Here is an 18,597-nt window from a genome sequence, read left to right as displayed (position 1 = left end):
CTTGAATGAAGTGTTAAACTAATAAATGTTGATTTTTAATTGAAAGGAACAAAATAAACTATGATATGGGAGATAATCAAAACAATTATTCTCGGCATCGTCGAGGGAATCACTGAGTGGCTGCCTATAAGCAGTACTGGGCATCTTATACTTGTCAGTGAATTTCTGAACCTTGATAAATCTGATGAATTCAAGGAAATGTTTGACGTTGTTATTCAGTTCGGAGCTATAATGGCAGTTGTCGTTATATTCTGGAAAAAGCTATGGCCCTTCGGAAAGAAGGATAATGCCCATCCGTTAAATAAGTCGCCTTTCGGTCAAATGATAAAAACAGATATTTTCATGATGTGGTTCAAGGTACTTGCTGCCTGTATACCTGCGGCTGCTGTGGGGCTTCTGCTTGATGATTGGATCGACGAGCACTTTTATAATCCGTGGACAGTTGCGATCGCTCTTATCGTATTTGGCATAGCTTTTATTGTTGTCGAGAACTGGAACAAGAACAAAAATCCTAAAGTAACAACTATATCAGAGCTTACATTCAATGCTGCTTTGATAATCGGCGGTTTCCAGCTTATTGCAGCTATTTTCCCCGGAACATCACGTTCAGGCGCTACAATTGTCGGAGCACTTCTTATCGGAATTTCACGTACAGTTGCGGCTGAGTTCACTTTTTACCTTGCAATACCTGTAATGTTCGGTGCAAGTCTGCTAAAGCTTGTTAAATTCGGCTTTGATTTTACAGGAAGCGAGCTTGCTGTTCTTCTTGTTGGCTGTGTTGTTTCCTTCCTTGTATCTGTATTTGTCATTAAATTCCTTATGGATTATATCAAAAAGCACGATTTCAAGGTATTCGGCTGGTATCGAATAATCCTCGGTATACTTGTACTTATATATTTTGGTGCAAAAGCGCTTATTAAATGATAAAAGGCAGCTCAGCTGAGCTGCCTTTTTTATTATTATTCGTCAAACGAATCAAGATCAATGCCTACAAGAAGCTCTTTAAGCTCTGCAAGCTCATCAGCTGTGAGAGTAACACCCTTGCCCATTCTTGAATGATCAGGTGCCCACTCGCGTATATCATATTTAGGCTCATGCTCATTCCAGCTTACCATATTAAGCTCTTTAGTCCAACCCTTTGCGTTTTCTGAAAGAACTCCTATCTTTTCTGTGATCTCGTATTTTAGCTCTGCCATTTTCATTTCTCCTTTCAATTTCTGGCTGTTTACCATTCAATTTAAGATTATAACATATAATTTCTGAAATAGCAAGCCTCATGAAGAAATAACCTGTAAATTTTTTTCAGATAGATACTCTCAGAAAATCAAGTGCTTTACTATAAAGCTTTCTCGGACGGCATCTTTCAGAGATAAGAAGCTCCGCAAAGGCTACTGCATCCTCGATATTGCGTGAAAAATCAGGAATGCATTCCTTTTCCCCGCTTTTTCTGTCAATGACCTCTATTCCGTATGTAATAAATTCATCACCGTACATGAAAAGTCTGCCGCTGAGGACTCTGTATGCTACCTTGTTATCACCGAATATCTCCATATATACGGTCTTGTCTTTTACCTCATGTGTTATTCTTTTTACTATCCCGAACATTTTTATGCTCCCTTCAATTTCTGTTCCGTCATATGACATTACTATTATAGCATCGACAGAACACCTTGTGAACGGGTGTTTTTTTGTAAAACAGAAAGCTTTAAGCGGCTTTTTGACGAAAAAACTCGCCAATGAGGCGAGTTTTCCTAATCAATATCGTTTATCTGCATATATAGTTTCTGCATTTGTATGTCTGTCTCGGCAATTCTTTCTGCGCATTCGCGGAGCTCCTCGGAGATTTCCGGAGTTATCTCCGAAGATGTCTTGTATTTGAGCTGATGCTCAAGACTTGCCCAGAAATCCATAGCAATTGTCCTTATCTGTATCTCAACAGGAGCATATTCCTTATGAGTCGACAGATAAACAGGAACATTCAGTATCATATGATAGCTTCTGTAGCCGCTCGGCTTTGGATTTTTTATGTAATCCTTGCGTTTGATCACTGTAAAATCATCTCGCCTGCTAAGCATTTCCACAATTGCATATATATCCGATATGTAATAACAGGTCACACGGATGCCTGCGAGATCGAGAAGATTTTTCCTTGCTGCGTCTGTTGAAATAGGCAGTCCTTTTTTCTGGAGCTTTCCTATTATTGATTGAGGTGATTTCAGTCTGCTTTCTATATTATGAATAGGATTTCTCTGGAATTTCACACTGAATTCGTTGTCAAGTATATTCAGATGTGTTCTTACGACTTCAATAGCTGAATCGTAAAGATGCTGCAATTGTAAAAAATCATAGAAAACATGAGAAAACATCTCTTTCATTGACTCACTGTTATCAGTGAGGGCAGGAAGATTGTCAAATGCTTCTATTATGAAATCCTTTTCACTCATATGAATCCTTCCTTTCTGTCATTGACCTGTGTTATCCTCGCCTTCCGTGTATTCAAACCGCTCAGCCCCGTTTTCAGCCTTGCTGAACTGTGTCTTATACAGCTCAGAATATACTCCGCCCCGATTAACAAGCTCACTGTGCTTACCCCTTTCTGATATTACACCGTCCTTTATGACGAGTATCTCGTCTGCTGCAAGGATAGTCGATAGTCTGTGGGCGATAAGTATGCTTGTTCGCGAAGAAATAAGAGGCTCAATAGCGTCCTGTATCTTTTGCTCTGAAATAGAGTCAAGAGCAGAAGTGGCTTCATCAAATATCATAAGAGCGGGATCCTTGAGCAGTACACGCGCTATAGAAATGCGCTGTTTTTCGCCGCCTGAGAGCTTTAGTCCTCTGTTTCCGACAACAGTATCCAATCCTGTCTCCTGTTTTTCGATGAATTCATAGATATTTGCCTGCTTACAGGCTTCGATCAGCTCCTGCTCCGTGGCATCAGGCTTTGCGTAAAGCAGATTTTCACGGATAGTTCCATTAAACAGATATGTTTCCTGACTGACTATGCCTATATGCTTGCGCAGATATGCAAGGTCGAGCTTACGAACATCAATACCGTCAAACAGCACACTTCCTGCGGTAACGTCGTAAAGGCGAGGGATAAGATTCACAAGGGTGCTCTTTCCCGAACCTGAAGGACCTACAACAGCAATACATTTTCCGCTGTCAAGAGCGAAATTGATATCGCTTAGGATCTGTCGCTCTTTGTCGTAATAAAAGCCGACATTTCTGAACTCGACCTTCCCCTCAGGCTCTTTATCGGGAGTTATGGCGTCAGGAGCATTCTTGATCTCAACAGGCATATCAAAATACTCGAAGATTCTTGTAAACATAGCCATAGAACGAATCCAGTCCACTTGAATGTTCAGAAGCTGATTAACAGGACCGTACATTCTTCCGAGAAGTGCTACAAGCACTGTTATATCTCCCACACTGAGGTCAGAATCAAATCTCATCATAAGCATACCGCCTGCAAGGTAGATGAGCATAGGTCCTATGCTTGAAAAAGTAGTAAGTGCAACTCTGAACCAGCGTCCTGCCATACCCTCGCGGATATTCAGCTTGATCATCCTGCGGTTGACGTTCTCATATCTTTTGTACTCAGTATCCTCCATGCCGAAAAGCTTTACAAGAAGCTGACCGCTTACAGACATCGTTTCGTTAAGGATACCGTTTATCTCGTCACTGCAAGCCTGTGATTCCTTGGTTATGGACCAGCGTGTCTTTCCTGCGCTTCTTGTAGGGATCGCAAACAGCGGTACAACAAGTATGCCTACAATGGCAAGTATCCAGTTCTGCCTGAACATAACTATCATAGCAACAATAAGTGTTATGGAATTTGACAGGATACTTGTCAGCGTATTGGTTATTATCTGCTGAACTCCGGATATATCGCTTGTCATTCGTGTTATGATATCGCCCTGATTATTAGATGTAAAGAATCTCTGTGACATTTTCTGCAAATGGGCGTACATCTTGTTGCGCATATCATAGGTTATATGCTGAGCTATCCACGTATTCATGTAGCTTTCAAGAACTCCTATGAGATTGGCTCCGAGAGTTACAGCAAGGGACATGACAATAAAGAATATAAGCTTATTGATGCTTCTTCCGATAAGTCCTTCATCGATTATTTTACCTGTAAGCACTGATGGAAGCAGATTAAGTGTAGATGAAATGATTATTGCTGCAAGAACTATCAACATTTGCTTCCAATAGGGCTTTAAATATGAAAATATCCTTTTTAGAAGCTCTTTTGTAACTTTAGGGCGGTTTTTCTTTTCCTCATCGGTAAGATATCCCATTCCTCGCGGTCCACCAACAGGCGGCATAAGCACCAACTCCTTAATAATTATTCCTTTTTATCTGAAGCTGCTTTTCCGTCCAATGCCTCAACAATTTTATTGACAGCACCATAATAATCATCTTTAGCAGTCAGCTCATTAGCTGATTTCAGTGCTGTTTCAAGCTCCTTTGGTGTCTTTTTATCGGAATATGCGATCATTTTTTTGCTTTTTGTGTCGATCATAAGCATTATTCCGTCTCTGTCTATGTATTTCCGCTTATAATATGTCTTTAAAATTTCTTCATTTGGCGCAGAAGAATTATTCTTTGAAGCTAAAAGTGTTATATCATCCTTGCACGAAGCGAGCGCTTTTTCAAGAACTCTTGACTGCTCATACTCAAAGAGCTGAACATTATCGGCAATATGTGCAGGACAAAGCTCTCCAAGCTGCAAAAGCCGCATGATACCCCTTCTGTAATCGCCCCTCATTATTTCCTTTGTCGCCCAATAAACAGAGTTTTCCTGTGCTTTATCGCTTATATTGGTCAAACAATTGCCGGTTTTGAATACAACATCTTCATTTGTATCATTGTTGATAAGGATTATCATACCGCTGCCTTTTGCTTCGTAAATATCGGCAAATGCTTCAGCAGCATAATCATATGGTGATTTATCGCCAAGCTCATTGACAGTTATGACTGCTGCATTGACAAGCTTTTCGTTATACAGCCAGCCAGCGTAGTCATTGCAGGCTTTAATATCCTCGGGACTTAGGATACCTGCTTTATCATATACATAGCTTCCCTCAGCAGCACGTACCTCACGCTCTGTGAAGGGCTGACTTGTTGTTTCAATTTTGTTTTTGGGTTCGTAAAAGCTGCTGCTTTTTGAAGAACAGCTGCATATTGTAAGCGCGACAGAAGCTGCAAAAAACGCTGCGGATAAAAATTTTTTCAAAAAAATCATTCCTTACTCTTGTAATTACTATTATATTTTAGTATAATTTAATAGAAAAATCAAGTACAACCGTTCAACAAATTTAAAAAAGGAGCTGTGTTATGGATTATCGCGTACAAGGCAGAGATATTATCGTATATGAGCCTGACCTTGATCTTGACGAAACACTTGACTGCGGACAGGCTTTTCGCTGGAAAAAGATACCGTCCGACTATGAATGTACATATGAAGGCTATTTTATAAACGATAAGCTTATGATATCGCAGGAAAGCAAGAGTAATTTCATATTTCATGATACATCAGAAAACGATTTTGTCTCAAAATGGATAAAATATTTTGACTTTGAAACAGATTATTCCGAGCTCAAGCGCTGTTTTTCCGAGGACGAAACACTCTCGAAAGCCTGTGAATTCGCTCAGGGTATACGACTTCTCAGGCAGGATAGCTGGGAATGCCTTATTTCCTTTATTATTTCCCAGAATAATAATATTCCCCGTATAAAAGGCATAATAGACCGTCTTTGCGAGCATTATCACGAAAAATTTCCTGATCCGATGCAATTAGGCGGCGAAACCGAGGAAAGCCTCGCTTATCTCAGAAGCGGATTCCGCGCAAAATATATAGCGGACGCTGCAAGAAAAACATCAAATAATGAGATTTCTCTTGAGAATATAGCTTCACTTCCTATCGATGAGGCGCGTTCAGCTCTGAAACAAATTAAGGGCGTAGGTCCAAAAGTAGCAGAATGTGTTCTCCTTTTCGGAATGTACCGAACAGAAGCCTTCCCCATAGATGTTTGGATAAAACGTGTTCTTGCTCAGTATTATCCAAATGGTTTTCCCGAATTTGCCAGAGAAAAAGGCGGTATAGCTCAGCAGTATCTTTTCCATTATATAAGAAGCATCTCAAAACAAGGCGAATAAATCCTCAAAAGCTGCCAATACTCCAAATAAATAACTATTGAGGAGATTCTATGATCAAAGGCGTAAATAAAAATATCATCGAGATCAAAAATCCTGACAGTCTCTATTTTGAAAAAGCAGTTCTCTACGTAAGACCAAATGTTACGATTTTTCCTGAGACTTTAAGGCGAAAAGAGAGCGAAAGACTTCTTAGAAGCATTCTTCCTGATCCGAGGATAAGAAAAAAGAGGAAACTAAGAAAATATATTATTTCAGCGGCGATAGTAACGCTGAGTCTCTTATTATTACAGTTAATGCGCTGATAGAAGACATTAATCAAAAATCTAAAAAAAGGGGCATAACATGGAACAACCTGAAAAAAAATTCACAAATAAGCTTTCAAAAAGAATAATATCCACACCGACTCCTGCTGCAAAAAATGCTTTCTTTTATATACAGGAAGCAGGCTGTACCATGAAAGAGGATGCATATACCGTTAATCGCCGCAAGCTCGACCTGTTCCTTATTGGTGCAGTTGTCAGCGGACGAGGCGAGCTGACAGTTGATGATGATACCATATCACTTGTCAAGGGTGACTGTTTTTTCATAGACTGCCGCAAAATTCATTCATATAAAAGCTCAAATTCCGAGCCGTGGGAGCTGATGTGGGTACATTTTAACGGAAGCACCTCTCAGCAGTATCATGACTTCTTTTCATCAAATTCAAAACACACCTTCAGACCGCCTTTTTTTGACAGGGTGGTTTCCGATATCAGCAAAATAATAGAGCTTCATGAGAAAAATGATCAAAATGCTGAGCTTTATACTTCAAAATATATTGTTGATCTGCTTACTATTTCCCTAACATTCAATAACAGCGAACAGCAGTACGACTCTGCTCTGAAGCAAAAGCTGGCGGCTGTAAACAGATACATAGACGACCATTTTACAGAAGATATTTCACTTGAAAAGCTTTCATCTGAGTTCTACATAAGCAAATACTATTTAACTCGCGAATATAAGCATATTTACGGAAAAACAATATTCCAGCACATAATCACAGCACGTATCAACTACGGAAAGAAGCTTCTTCGCTTTTCAGACAAGTCTGTAGAGGAGATCGCTCATTTATGTGGATTCAATGACCAGAGTTATTTTGCAAGACAATTCAAAAGATCCGAAAATCTCACCTGTTTTTCCTACAGAAAGATGTGGCGCGACTGAATATATAAAAAAAGAGAGCGTAAGCTCTCTTTTTTATGACCAGACCGATAAGCCGAGTTCTGTCGTGTGCGGTAATTTATCTACGCTTACCGTCGCCGGTAAGCTCCAGCCGTCATTACCTGTTATCCGCCGAGCCGACGTTAAGATAACAGGCACCAATAGACGTTGCATCGGATAGGGTTTACATAGCAGCGCTGTCTCCAGCGCTCTGGTGAGCTCTTACCTCGCCTTTCCACCATCACCGCCATAAATGCGGCAGTATATCTCTGTTGCACTTGCCCTAAGGTCGCCCTCGGCTGCCGTTAGCAGCTACCCTGCTCTATGATGCTCGGACTTTCCTCGTAAACTAAATCGTTTCCGCTACCGCATAGTCTGCTCTAATGATATAATATCATTTTTTTGAAAAAAAGTCAAGTTTCAACCTTTTCACCCAGCTTATATCCGAGAATATCAGCAATTTTCCTAACATCAGCAGCTTTCATAGCCTTTATCTTGAACCTTTTGTGCTCTTCGCCCTCGAACCATATGCTCATGGCACATCTGCCGCTCATAGCCTGCAAAAGGTTCTGTTCAAGCTCTATCTTAACTATTTTGTCTCTCTCTGATACCACTGTATGAAAGCGTGTCCACGCGGAACAGCGTATCATTATTTTATCGTCATACAGCGCTACACCGCTTGTGAGGAGCGCGACAAATTTCACAATGATAAACCAAACCGCAGGTATCTCCAGCATAACAGCAACGAAGAATGAAAGTTCTGAAAAACTTGGAAACAGCTTTGCCAGCCAGTCATGTGAAGGGATTATCATCGAGGCAACTATCAGAGGAATAAGCAGATATGAACCTATACCGGCAGGCTGAGCACTGTAATCATTCTTTATGCCGCTGTAGATACCTATTACCTGTAGATTGCTGCCCAATTTCTTTTCAAGCTTAACAGGCAGAAGAACAGGAAGCCTGTTCTTTGAAGAGCCGTAGCCTGCACAACTTATATTGACGGCAACAGCCTTGAAAAGCTTCATTATAAGATTTTGACGCAGGTCTGTATAATTAATATGAGAATTTTTTATCCTGTATTCCTTACGGTCAAAAATACCGTAGGCGACCTTCATGCAGCTTTTGTCGCAGTCAATACTGAATCTGCCATATCTGAAAAGGTTTACAAGAAAGGACAAAAACCATGAAGCGATAAAGAAAACACCGATAAATATTGCTGCTGTAGGTATCTTTAAGACAAGCTTTTCTGTCAGCTTTTCAGTTTCGCTTGTCAAAATATTTAAGGAATGACTGATGATATTATATGCGATGTCTCCGCCCTTGAAAAAGAACGTGGCAAGATAGATAGTTCCCGAAAATCCGCTGGAAAAGAACACAGAAAAAAGCAAAACAGACAGCGATGTAGGCTGCGGTATGCCGTTTATCTTATCGTTTTCGTTAATATCCGGCATATGCTTCATTATAGCATTACGAGTCTTTTTGCTCACAAGAAGCTTTAAGTCAACGGTCTTGAAGATCCCGGCACGGGTATCACATCTGAACCGCATAGCCCTGAAAGGCGCCATATAAAAAGGTCTTTCTATTGTTACGGAGCTTACATTTTTAAACGGTATATAGGTATTTACACGAACGAATACGCCATCACGGTGTACAAGCTCCTGTTGTGTAAAGTCAATGCGTGAAAAGAACCAGCGAACAAAACCGAATATAATGATCGCCCCGAGGACTGCAATATCGAACCATGCGCCTTTTACCCAGCTGTACAGCCAGTTTTTGTCAAAATGGTAGGTATAGATTCCGCGAAGTAAAGGAAAGATAAGGAGCCAGATATTCTTTGCGGAGTATTTCAGTATTTTCAGAGGGTGTTCATGGTACATACCTGTCCCCCTTTACGCTTATGCTTCCGGAAAGCTTTATTATCTCCTTTGCATCTGACTGCTTGAGAAAGAGAAGTCTTAGCTGTCCGCCGTAAACGAAGAATATTATGAAATTAAATCCCGTATACTGAGAAAAAGGGCTGCTGATTATGGTCGTATACTGTATAGATGAGTAACGGACAGACTGATGTACCTTTATAAAAACGCCGCTGCTCTTCATTACTTCCGTTTCGGTAGCTGTATATTTTATTGAAGAAAAATACAGCGGTAAATGAATGAACATTTCAATGCAGCCGGCAGAAACAGTTAGCAGCATTATGAAAAATACTATTTTATCAACAGGTATAAAATACTTAGCCGCAAAATTGATAATAACGACTGCCGCAGTTATTAATATCCTCAATGTCGACAGGCAGTGTCTGTCAGGTACGTATTGCTTCATTCTCAGCCCCCTCTCAATGGTTTCTCTATATTATATCACAAATACAATTTATTGTAAAACAAAATTTGATAACAAATTGTAAACTTTACAAGGAGCTTATTGCAGTATGCTGGAAAAGATCAATTCACATATATGGGGCGTAGGTTTGATCTCGCTGCTTTTGATAACAGGGATAATATACACCTTTAAATTAAGATTTATACAGTTCAGATCGTTTCCATATGTTTTAAAAAGTATGAAAAACGGTGAAAACAAAGGTCAATTCCGTACTGTATGTATGTCTCTTGGAACGGCAATGGGAACAGGAAATATTACAGGTGTTGCTTCTGCAATATCCATAGGTGGTGCCGGAGCTGTTATGTGGATGTGGATATCAGCTTTTCTCGGAATGGCTACAGTTTACGCAGAAAACAGTCTTTCAGCGATATATTCTGATAAAAAAGTCCGCGGAACAATGGCATACATAGAAAAAGGACTTAAAAGCAGGCATCTGGCAGGCTTTTTTGCATTTTGCTGTTTGCTTGCTTCTTTTGGAATGGGCGGAATGGTCCAGATAAATACTCTTTCGGAAAGCGTAATCAACTGTACGGGTATTTCGCCGTTTTTTCTGGCAATAATATTATTTAGCCTGATTTTTTTAATAATATGCGGAGGAGCAAAGCGTATAGGCACAGCCTCACAGATATTACTGCCGTTTGCAACTGTTTTATATACTATATTATGCATCATTGCAATAACTAAATTCAGGGATAGATTACCGTCAGTTCTTTCACAGATAATAAAAGAGGCTTTTGGAGTAAAGCAAGCCGCAGGCGGAATATCAGGGTATACTCTTTCAAAAGCTGTTTCGGCTGGCATTCGCAGGGGCGTTTTTTCAAATGAAGCCGGTCTGGGAAGTTCGCCCATACTTCATAGCTCGTCCCAAAACGCTGACTGTGGTGTTATGCAGGGTATGAGCAGTATGCTTGAGGTTTTTATAGATACAATGCTCTGCTGCACGCTGACAGCTTTAGTTATTCTATGTGCTTCAGAGGACAATACGGTAAGAACTGCTTTTTTTCATGTCACAGGCGGCAAAACAGATATTTTTCTTGCTGTCATCATGTCTGTTTTTTCTCTGTGTACAGTTATAGGCTGGTTTTACTGCGGCGAAACTGCATTCAGATACTTTTTTAAGAATAGTAAAGCTTTCTTTTTCGCTTTTGTTTTTTCTCTTACAGCATCACTCGGAGCAATATTCAAAGCTGAAAGCATATGGACATTATCGGATATTTTTAATGGTTTAATGGCTTTTCCAAACCTTTTAGCACTGCTAATGCTTATAAAACACGTAAAACGAGAATAAAAGAGCGTTTCTGCGCCAATAACTAAACTGAGAAGAAAAGAATAGAAGATGAATGATTTCACTATACAAAAAATTCAACTCTCTGTAAAAATTTATTGATTTTGACTAATGTTGAAATAGTCACACTTTTTCTCTTGACAGCAGTCATCTGATTATGTATAATTATATTTGAATAGTTATGCTTGGCAAATTATGCCACAATGTATTTTAAAAGGCTTTTATGGCGGAAAATCGCCATTAAGATATAAGACCGCACGGCGATATACGGTCAACAGCTTCGGGATCATAATGTTATCAGGTCACATATACCAACAGGTTTGGCTCAAATTCAAAGAGCTTGTACGTTTGCCTGCTTGATGTGGTCAGTATTTTTATCGCTATTTTGTTGATAACATTAATTTTACATTCGTTGTGAGTTTTGTATAACATTTACAGTTTGTAATATTTCGGAGCGTTTTTACATATCATAGAGACCTTCACTGCGTTCATGTGAAAGTCTTCCCTATTTTTGAAAGTGAGGTCATATAGTGAACGAAAAAGAAAAAAACAATACAAAGAAGTCTGCTGCTGCCCCTAAAAGGACATACAGAAGAAGAACTTCCACAAAGGAAAAGCCCGTAAAGGATACTGCTGTAAAGGCTGAAGTATCCACACCTGCAAAGACTAAAGCACGTACAAGACAGCCTAAGGAAGTCAAAAAAACCCCTGTTAAGATAATTCCTCTCGGAGGACTTAACGAGATCGGAAAGAACATGACCGTATTTGAATGTTCTAACGATATGTTTATCCTCGACTGCGGACTTGCCTTCCCTGACGCTGATATGCCCGGTGTTGACATAGTTATCCCTGATTTTACCTATGTTGAACGAAACAAGGAAAAGGTTAGAGGTATCGTCATAACACATGGTCATGAGGACCATATCGGCGGTCTTGCTTATCTGCTTAAAAAGATAAATGTACCTGTTTATGCTACAAGACTTACTATCGGGCTTATTGAGGGCAAGCTCAAGGAACAGGGACTCTACGGCAAGGTGAATCTCAACATCGTTGAGCCCAAAAAGACTGTAAAAATGGGCTGCATGGCCGTTGAATTCATAAAAGTAAACCATTCTATACCTGATTCGGTCGGTATGGCTATCCATACTCCTGCCGGAGTAATCGTCCATACAGGCGATTTCAAGGTAGATTACTCCCCTATCGACGGCAAAATTATAGACCTTGCACGTTTCGGTGAGCTCGGAAGCCGCGGAGTACTGGCGCTGATGGCTGACTCTACAAACGCTGAACGCCCGGGCTATACACATTCTGAAAGAACCGTCGGAGATTCCTTCGATAAGCTTTTCCAGAAGGGCGAAGGCAAACGTATAATTATCGCTACCTTCTCATCTAATATACATCGTGTTCAGCAGATAGTGAACTGCGCCGCAAGATATGGACGTAAGGTAGCTGTATTCGGCAGAAGCATGGTCAATGTTATCAATACCGCTATCGAACTGGGATATCTTGATGCTCCTGACGGTATATTTATCGACATTGAAATGATGAACCGTTATGCAAGCGAGCAGATTGTTCTTATAACTACTGGCAGTCAGGGCGAACCGATGTCAGCCCTTACAAGAATGGCTATGAACGACCATAAAAAGGTCAATATTACGCCTATGGACTTTATCATTATTTCGGCAACTCCTATTCCCGGCAATGAAAAATTTGTTACCAGAGTAGTAAATGAACTGATGAAATCAGGTGCTGAGGTAGTTTATGAGGCTATGTACGAGGTCCACGTTTCGGGACACGCCTGTCAGGAAGAGCTGAAGCTCATGCAGTCACTTACAAAGCCAAAGTTCTTTATCCCTGTCCACGGCGAGTACAAGCACCTGAAAAAACACGCAGATCTTGCGCTCCAGCTCGGTATGCCAAAGGATAACGTTATAATCGCTGAAATAGGCAATGTCATCGAAACTGACGGCAGTACGATGAAAGTCGTTTCACAGGTCCCTGCCGGTCGAGTTCTTGTTGACGGCCTCGGTGTCGGAGATGTAGGTTCAATAGTTCTCCGCGACAGAAAACACCTTGCTCAGGACGGTCTTATCATCATCGTTATCGGTATCGAAAGAAGCAGCAATGAGATAGTTGCAGGTCCTGATATAATATCACGCGGATTCGTATATGTCCGTGAATCTGAGGAGCTCATGGACGAAGCAAAGGGACTTTTGACCGATACTCTCGCAAAATGCTCCGCAAGCGAGCTCAGAGAATGGAATTCACTCAAAGGCAAGCTTCGCGACGCGCTTTCTGATTATATTTATCAGAAAACAAAGCGCAGTCCTATGATACTCCCCATTATCATGGAAACATGATAAGCTGTGCCGCGGCTTCACAGCTTCGGCAGGCATATCCGAAAGGAGCTTAAAGTTGAAAAAGAAATTTCCGGCAGTTCTGATGATACTCCATATTTTGGTGCTTGGAGTACTTATCCCAACATATCTGCTGAGTGACCGCAAAAACACAGTGCTCAATACACTGATACTCTCAGTGGTCACACTTATACTGATTTGTGTTATCTATACTATAATATATTCCAAGAATTCAATGCGGCGCATTTCTAAAATGAATCAGCATCTTGAAAGCTCTGCCGCTGAATTTATGAATTCACTGCCTGCTCCTGTGGCTGTTATCGATGATAACCGTCAATTCGTCTGGTATAATCAGATATTTGCTGAAAAAATTGGTCTGGGACAGGACGTATACGGGCTTGAACTTGAGGGATTCGTCAAGATAGACATGAATATGCTTTTAAAAGACGGCACTGCAATATGTCCCATGAACGGCTCGATATACAATGTCACAGCCGAAAAGTTCGACAAGAACGATATGTCATTCCTTGTTCTGTATTTTCACGACGATACAAGCTATTATACCGTCAAAAAGCGAATGGACGAGTCACACCCCAACGTTGTTATCATAAACATCGACAACTATGACGATATCATGCAGAATGCAAAGGAAAGCGAAAAGGCACAGGCTTCTGTTGAAACAGAAAAGCTCATAGAGAACTTCATGAGCAAGACCAATGGCTTTATCAAAAAAACCTCGTCCAACACTTTCTTTGCAGTACTTGAAAATCATCATATAAATGAGATAATCGACAGCAAGTTCAAGATACTTGATGCTGCAAGGAATATAAAGATCTCAGGAAAATATTCCCTCACCTTCTCCATTGGTGTTGGTCAGGGAGCTTCTTCCCTTGCAGAAAGCGAAAAATTCGCCCGTCAGTGTCTTGATATGGCTCTTGGACGAGGCGGAGATCAGGCTGTAGTAAAAACAGATAACGGATACCGCTTCTTCGGAGGCGTATCAAATGGTGTTGAAAAGCGTTCACGCTCAAAAACACGTATCATCGCAAACGCTTTGCAGGATCTGATAATGAACAGCGACAAGATATTCATTATGGGACATCGTTTCGGCGATCTTGACTCAGTAGGAGCTGCCTGCGGTCTTGCAGGAGCTATCTCCCTTGTGGGCAAGCCTGTATATATAGCTGTTGACAGAACAAAGAATCTCGCCTCAAACCTTATTGACATCGTGGACGAAGAGACCGGCGGTGATTTGTTTATCACACCGTCTGCGGCTGAAAGCATGATCGCACAGAACGATCTGCTCATTATAGTTGACACCCACAATAAGGATTACGTGGAAAGCAGAGCTCTCTATGAAAAATCAAAGAATATAGTAGTTATTGACCACCATAGAAAAAATGTCAATTTTATTGACAATGCAGTCATTTTTCACCACGAGCCCTATGCTTCATCGGCATCTGAAATGGTAACGGAACTTCTTGAGTATTTCAATTATGACGGTGAAGAGAAGCTTATGAACTGTCATGCTGATGCTCTCCTTGCAGGTATAATGCTGGATACAAAGAATTTTGTTATGAGGACCGGTGTCAGGACATTTGAAGCTGCCGCTTTCCTGAAAAAGCTGGGAGCTGATACAGTCGCCGTAAAGCTGCTGTTCTCGAATTCAATTGATTCATACAGAAGAAAAACTCAGATAGTTGCTTCTGCGAAGATACATAATAATTGCGCTATCGCCGCAGCTGATTTCAAGTCTGACGATATACGCCTTGTAGCTCCGCAGGCTGCTGATGAGCTGCTCGGAATAACCGATGTAGATGCTTCATTTGTTATCTACAAAACAGGAAGTACACTTAACATATCAGCAAGATCACTGGGCGCTCTCAACGTGCAGGTAATTATGGAACAGCTTGGCGGAGGCGGTCATCAGACTATGGCTGCAGCTCAGCTGGAAGGTATCTCGGTTGAAGACGCTGTAAAATCACTTATATATGCAATAGATGAATGCCGTAAAAATGCGGAAAATACACAGTAAGAAAGGTTGGTATCACCAATGAAGGTTATTTTTTTACAGGACGTTAAAGGCTCTGGCAAAAAAGGCGAATTAAAAAATGTTGCAGACGGCTATGCACGTAATATGCTTCTTCCTAAGGGCTATGCCGTTGAAGCAACACCAGAGAATATGAACAAGCTTGAGGGAGCTCAGGCTTCTGCTCAGCACAAGATAGACGTTGATATTCAGTCTGCAAAGGATGCTGCTGCAAAACTCAAGGGCAAAAAGATTGAGATAACCGCAAAGGCTGGCTCAAACGGAAAGCTCTTCGGCTCTGTAACGGCTGCAAATGTTGCCGACGCTTTATCACGCCAGCTTGGTGTAAATGTAGATAAGAAAAAGATAGTTCTCAGCACAGATATAAAGAATTTCGGTTCATATACCGCAACAGTAAAGCTCTATAACGGCATTGCAGAGACTATCGACGTTGAAGTCAGCGAAGGCTGATAGGTGCGTAATATGGACGAAAACGATATTCTGCTCTCCGCCAGAGAACTGCCACACAGTATCGAGGCGGAGCAGTCTGTTTTAGGTGCGATAATCTCAGATCCGCAGGTTCTTTCGGACGTTATTGAGCTAATTAAGCCCGAATACTTCTACAACGACCAGCATAAGGCGCTGTATTCGATAATGCTGCAAATGAATTCAATGAGTTTGCCCGTTGATATCGTAACTGTACTCAATGAGGCTGAAAAGCAGCATATATTTGAGAGCCCTGCCGAAGGAAGACGCTATCTTGCAGAGATAGGAAATCTTCTCCCCTCGACCGCCAATATCGAAAGCTACTGCAAAATTGTTGCAGATAAATACTTCCTCAGAAGTCTAAGCTATGTTGCAAGATCAATTCTTGAGGAAGTACAGTCAGGTGAGCAGAATGCACAGCTTCTTCTTGATGCGGCTGAACAAAAGATTTATGATATCCGTCAGGGGCGTGATGTAAGAGGTCTTGTTCCACTATCCGAGGCGATCTCTGAGGCTTATGACCGCCTCGGAAAGATCTCAGGTCCAGATAAGGACAAGTATGTCGGCGCAAGGACAGGATTTACTCTACTTGACAGCATTACCTCCGGACTTAATAAATCCGACCTGATAATCATCGCTGCCCGCCCCGGTATGGGAAAGACGTCTTTTGCAATGAATATCGCAACAAATGTTGCAAGACGAGCTGATAAAGAGGTCGTTACATTCAACCTCGAAATGTCCAAGGAGCAAATTGCCACAAGAATCCTTTCCACAGAAGCTCTTGTTGAGTCAAATACGCTCCGAAACGGCAGAATATCAGGTGATGACTGGGTAAAGCTCGCCACAAGTGCAGGTTATCTCAGCACACTCCCCCTTTATATCGACGATACCGCGAGCATGACTGTTCAGAAGATGAAGGCAAAGCTCCGCAGAACTAAGAATCTCGGACTTGTCATCATCGACTATCTACAGCTTATGGAATCCACCTCGCGTTCAGATAACCGTGTTACCGTTATCAGTGAAATAACCCGTCAGCTGAAGGTCATGGCTAAGGAGCTTAATGTTCCTGTAATACTGCTTTCACAGCTCTCTCGTGCTGTTGAGAGCCGTACCGATAAACGACCAATGCTGTCTGACCTCCGTGAATCGGGTTCTATTGAGCAGGATGCCGATATAGTGCTTTTTCTCTATCGCGACGCTTACTATAATAAGGAAAGTCAGCGACAGAATATATCCGAATGTATCGTGGCGAAAAACCGTCACGGCGAAACAGGTACTGTTGAGCTCATCTGGGACGGACAGTTCACACGCTTTTCAAATCCCGATTACAATGCTCCGCCTGAGAATATATGATGTTGACTAAGATATATGATTTTATTACTGTTAATAACATGATATCCTGCGGCGATTCAGTCGTATGCGGACTGTCCGGCGGTGCTGACAGTGTTGCACTTCTTATTGCTTTATCTGAGCTCAGCCAAAGACTTGGAATAAACGTTGAAGCGCTTCATGTGAATCACTGTCTCCGCGGAGCTGAAAGCGACGGCGATGAACAGTTCTGCTGTGAACTCTGCAAAAAACTGAATGTACCTTTCAGAGCTGTATCATGTGATGTGAGAAGCTATGCTGAGCTGAATTCCCTGTCAACTGAAGAAGCCGCAAGAAAGCTCAGATACAGTATTTTCAATGAATATTCCGAGGGCAAGAAGCTTGCAACTGCTCATAATGCTAACGATAACCTTGAAACAGTTATCCTGAATCTTGCCCGCGGTACAGGGATAAAAGGACTTGCCGGCATCCCTCCTGTCCGCGGAAATATCATAAGACCGCTTCTTACTGTTACACGGCAGGAAATAGAAAGTTTTCTTTCAGAACGTCATCAGTCATATGTGACCGACAGTACAAATCTCTCGGACGACTACACCCGAAACAAGATAAGGCATAAAATCCTGCCTATGCTTGCGGAAATAAACTGCTCAGCCGTGGAAACGTCTATAAATTCAATAAATACTGTCCGCGAAGAAAATGCCTATATTGAAGCTCAGACAAATGAAGCAATGAATAATTGCCAAAACCAAAATGCTCTGAATGGACTTTGCATATATCCGCCTGTCATCAGAAAGCGGTGTATATCAAGACTACTCAGTGAAAATAAACTTCCCTACTCTCATAAACGCCTTGAGGAAGCTGATAATGCCCTGATGAACGGCGGAAAGATAAATATCTCGGGAGATATTTATCTGATCGGCACAGGTGATTCTTTGATACTAAAAAAAATAACTGCTCAGTCAAATAATGTAATACGATCACCGCTCATCATCGGTAAAAACCGAATTTTCGACAATTGCGAGCTTATCTGTGAAATTGTCGAATGTGATAATTTGAAGAAAATTGAAGCTGTTCATAAAAAATCCACATTTTATCTCCTTGATTATGATAAAATAAATGGAAGGGCTATATTAAGAAGCCGAAGGTTCGGCGACAAAATAATGCTTAGCGGAAGACGCTTTACTTCTTCGATAAAAAAGCTGATAAATGAAACTATTGATGCTGAGTTACGTCCTACGCTTCACTTCATCGAAGATGAAGCAGGTACAATTTTTGCGGAGGGCATAGGTATAGCCGACCGTGTTGCACCTGATAATAATACGGTCAGATGTCTTAAAGTTTCAGTAGAAAGACACTAAAGAATGGAGAGG

General features: G+C 41.2%; 17 protein-coding genes and 1 other RNA gene. 10 read left to right on the top strand and 8 right to left on the bottom strand.

From position 1 onward, the window contains the following. The first annotated feature begins 60 nt into the window (after positions 1-60). Complete coding sequence (locus tag K5677_RS01265) at positions 61-924, top strand: undecaprenyl-diphosphate phosphatase (protein ID WP_296723743.1); 864 nt, start codon at positions 61-63, stop codon at positions 922-924. A gap of 35 nt (positions 925-959) precedes the next feature. Here the strand turns inward: K5677_RS01265 and K5677_RS01260 are convergent, their stop codons facing one another. The 5 genes from K5677_RS01260 to K5677_RS01240 all read right to left on the bottom strand — a co-directional run bounded on the left by K5677_RS01260 (position 960) and on the right by K5677_RS01240 (position 5,242). Beyond that, positions 960-1,196, bottom strand: a complete 237-nt coding sequence (locus K5677_RS01260) for a PC4/YdbC family ssDNA-binding protein (protein ID WP_296723741.1) — start codon at positions 1,194-1,196, stop codon at positions 960-962. Positions 1,197-1,302: 106 nt separating this feature from the next. Beyond that, positions 1,303-1,605, bottom strand: a complete 303-nt coding sequence (locus K5677_RS01255; RefSeq protein WP_296723738.1) for a hypothetical protein — start codon at positions 1,603-1,605, stop codon at positions 1,303-1,305. A 146-nt stretch (positions 1,606-1,751) separates the two neighbouring features. Further along, entirely contained in the window at positions 1,752-2,444 is a 693-nt protein-coding gene (locus K5677_RS01250; protein ID WP_296723735.1) for a GTP pyrophosphokinase family protein, read from the bottom strand. Positions 2,445-2,462: 18 nt separating this feature from the next. Continuing rightward, the gene (locus tag K5677_RS01245) at positions 2,463-4,331 is read right to left on the bottom strand and encodes an ABC transporter ATP-binding protein (protein WP_296723732.1); all 1,869 of its coding nucleotides are present in this window, start codon (positions 4,329-4,331) and stop codon (positions 2,463-2,465) included. 20 nt (positions 4,332-4,351) lie between these two features. After that, entirely contained in the window at positions 4,352-5,242 is an 891-nt protein-coding gene (locus tag K5677_RS01240) for a TPM domain-containing protein (protein WP_296723730.1), read from the bottom strand. Positions 5,243-5,343: 101 nt separating this feature from the next. On the opposite strand from K5677_RS01240, the gene K5677_RS01235 reads away from it, so the two are divergent. The 3 genes from K5677_RS01235 to K5677_RS01225 are packed head-to-tail and all read left to right on the top strand — an operon-like array spanning position 5,344 to position 7,368. Further along, positions 5,344-6,165 carry a DNA glycosylase gene (locus K5677_RS01235; protein WP_296723728.1) on the top strand — a complete coding sequence of 274 codons (822 nt, stop codon included), beginning with the start codon at positions 5,344-5,346 and terminating at the stop codon, positions 6,163-6,165. 50 nt (positions 6,166-6,215) lie between these two features. After that, complete coding sequence (locus K5677_RS01230) at positions 6,216-6,467, top strand: hypothetical protein (protein WP_296723726.1); 252 nt, start codon at positions 6,216-6,218, stop codon at positions 6,465-6,467. A 40-nt stretch (positions 6,468-6,507) separates the two neighbouring features. After that, positions 6,508-7,368 carry an AraC family transcriptional regulator gene (locus K5677_RS01225; RefSeq protein ID WP_296723724.1) on the top strand — a complete coding sequence of 287 codons (861 nt, stop codon included), beginning with the start codon at positions 6,508-6,510 and terminating at the stop codon, positions 7,366-7,368. A gap of 32 nt (positions 7,369-7,400) precedes the next feature. Here K5677_RS01225 and rnpB read toward each other — a convergent pair. The 3 genes from rnpB to K5677_RS01210 all read right to left on the bottom strand — a co-directional run bounded on the left by rnpB (position 7,401) and on the right by K5677_RS01210 (position 9,684). After that, positions 7,401-7,747, bottom strand: an RNA gene (gene rnpB / locus K5677_RS01220) — RNase P RNA component class A. 31 nt (positions 7,748-7,778) lie between these two features. Further along, complete coding sequence (locus K5677_RS01215; protein WP_296723722.1) at positions 7,779-9,242, bottom strand: PH domain-containing protein; 1,464 nt, start codon at positions 9,240-9,242, stop codon at positions 7,779-7,781. Beyond that, a complete protein-coding gene (locus tag K5677_RS01210; protein ID WP_296723717.1) occupies positions 9,232-9,684 on the bottom strand; it encodes a PH domain-containing protein in 453 nt (150 codons plus the stop codon). Before K5677_RS01210 ends, K5677_RS01215 begins: the two co-directional genes overlap by 11 nt. A gap of 106 nt (positions 9,685-9,790) precedes the next feature. Here K5677_RS01210 and K5677_RS01205 point away from each other — a divergent pair, with 106 nt between their 5' ends. The 6 genes from K5677_RS01205 (at position 9,791) to tilS (ending at position 18,585) form a co-directional block, all read left to right on the top strand. Further along, a complete protein-coding gene (locus K5677_RS01205) occupies positions 9,791-11,029 on the top strand; it encodes an amino acid carrier protein (RefSeq protein WP_296723714.1) in 1,239 nt (412 codons plus the stop codon). Positions 11,030-11,556: 527 nt separating this feature from the next. After that, positions 11,557-13,386, top strand: coding sequence for a ribonuclease J (locus tag K5677_RS01200; RefSeq protein WP_296723713.1), 1,830 nt, complete (start codon positions 11,557-11,559; stop codon positions 13,384-13,386). Positions 13,387-13,441: 55 nt separating this feature from the next. Then, positions 13,442-15,418 carry a DHH family phosphoesterase gene (locus K5677_RS01195; RefSeq protein WP_296723711.1) on the top strand — a complete coding sequence of 659 codons (1,977 nt, stop codon included), beginning with the start codon at positions 13,442-13,444 and terminating at the stop codon, positions 15,416-15,418. An 18-nt stretch (positions 15,419-15,436) separates the two neighbouring features. Continuing rightward, positions 15,437-15,883, top strand: a complete 447-nt coding sequence (rplI, locus tag K5677_RS01190) for a 50S ribosomal protein L9 (RefSeq protein ID WP_296723709.1) — start codon at positions 15,437-15,439, stop codon at positions 15,881-15,883. Positions 15,884-15,895: 12 nt separating this feature from the next. Then, positions 15,896-17,251 carry a replicative DNA helicase gene (gene dnaB / locus K5677_RS01185; RefSeq protein WP_296723707.1) on the top strand — a complete coding sequence of 452 codons (1,356 nt, stop codon included), beginning with the start codon at positions 15,896-15,898 and terminating at the stop codon, positions 17,249-17,251. Continuing rightward, entirely contained in the window at positions 17,251-18,585 is a 1,335-nt protein-coding gene (gene tilS, locus K5677_RS01180; RefSeq protein ID WP_296723706.1) for a tRNA lysidine(34) synthetase TilS, read from the top strand. Before dnaB ends, tilS begins: the two co-directional genes overlap by 1 nt. Positions 18,586-18,597 lie beyond the last annotated feature (12 nt).

It is taken from the genome of Ruminococcus sp., assembly GCF_024684275.1.
Note: the sequence above shows the minus strand (reverse complement) of the source record. Positions and strands in the feature narration are given on the sequence as shown.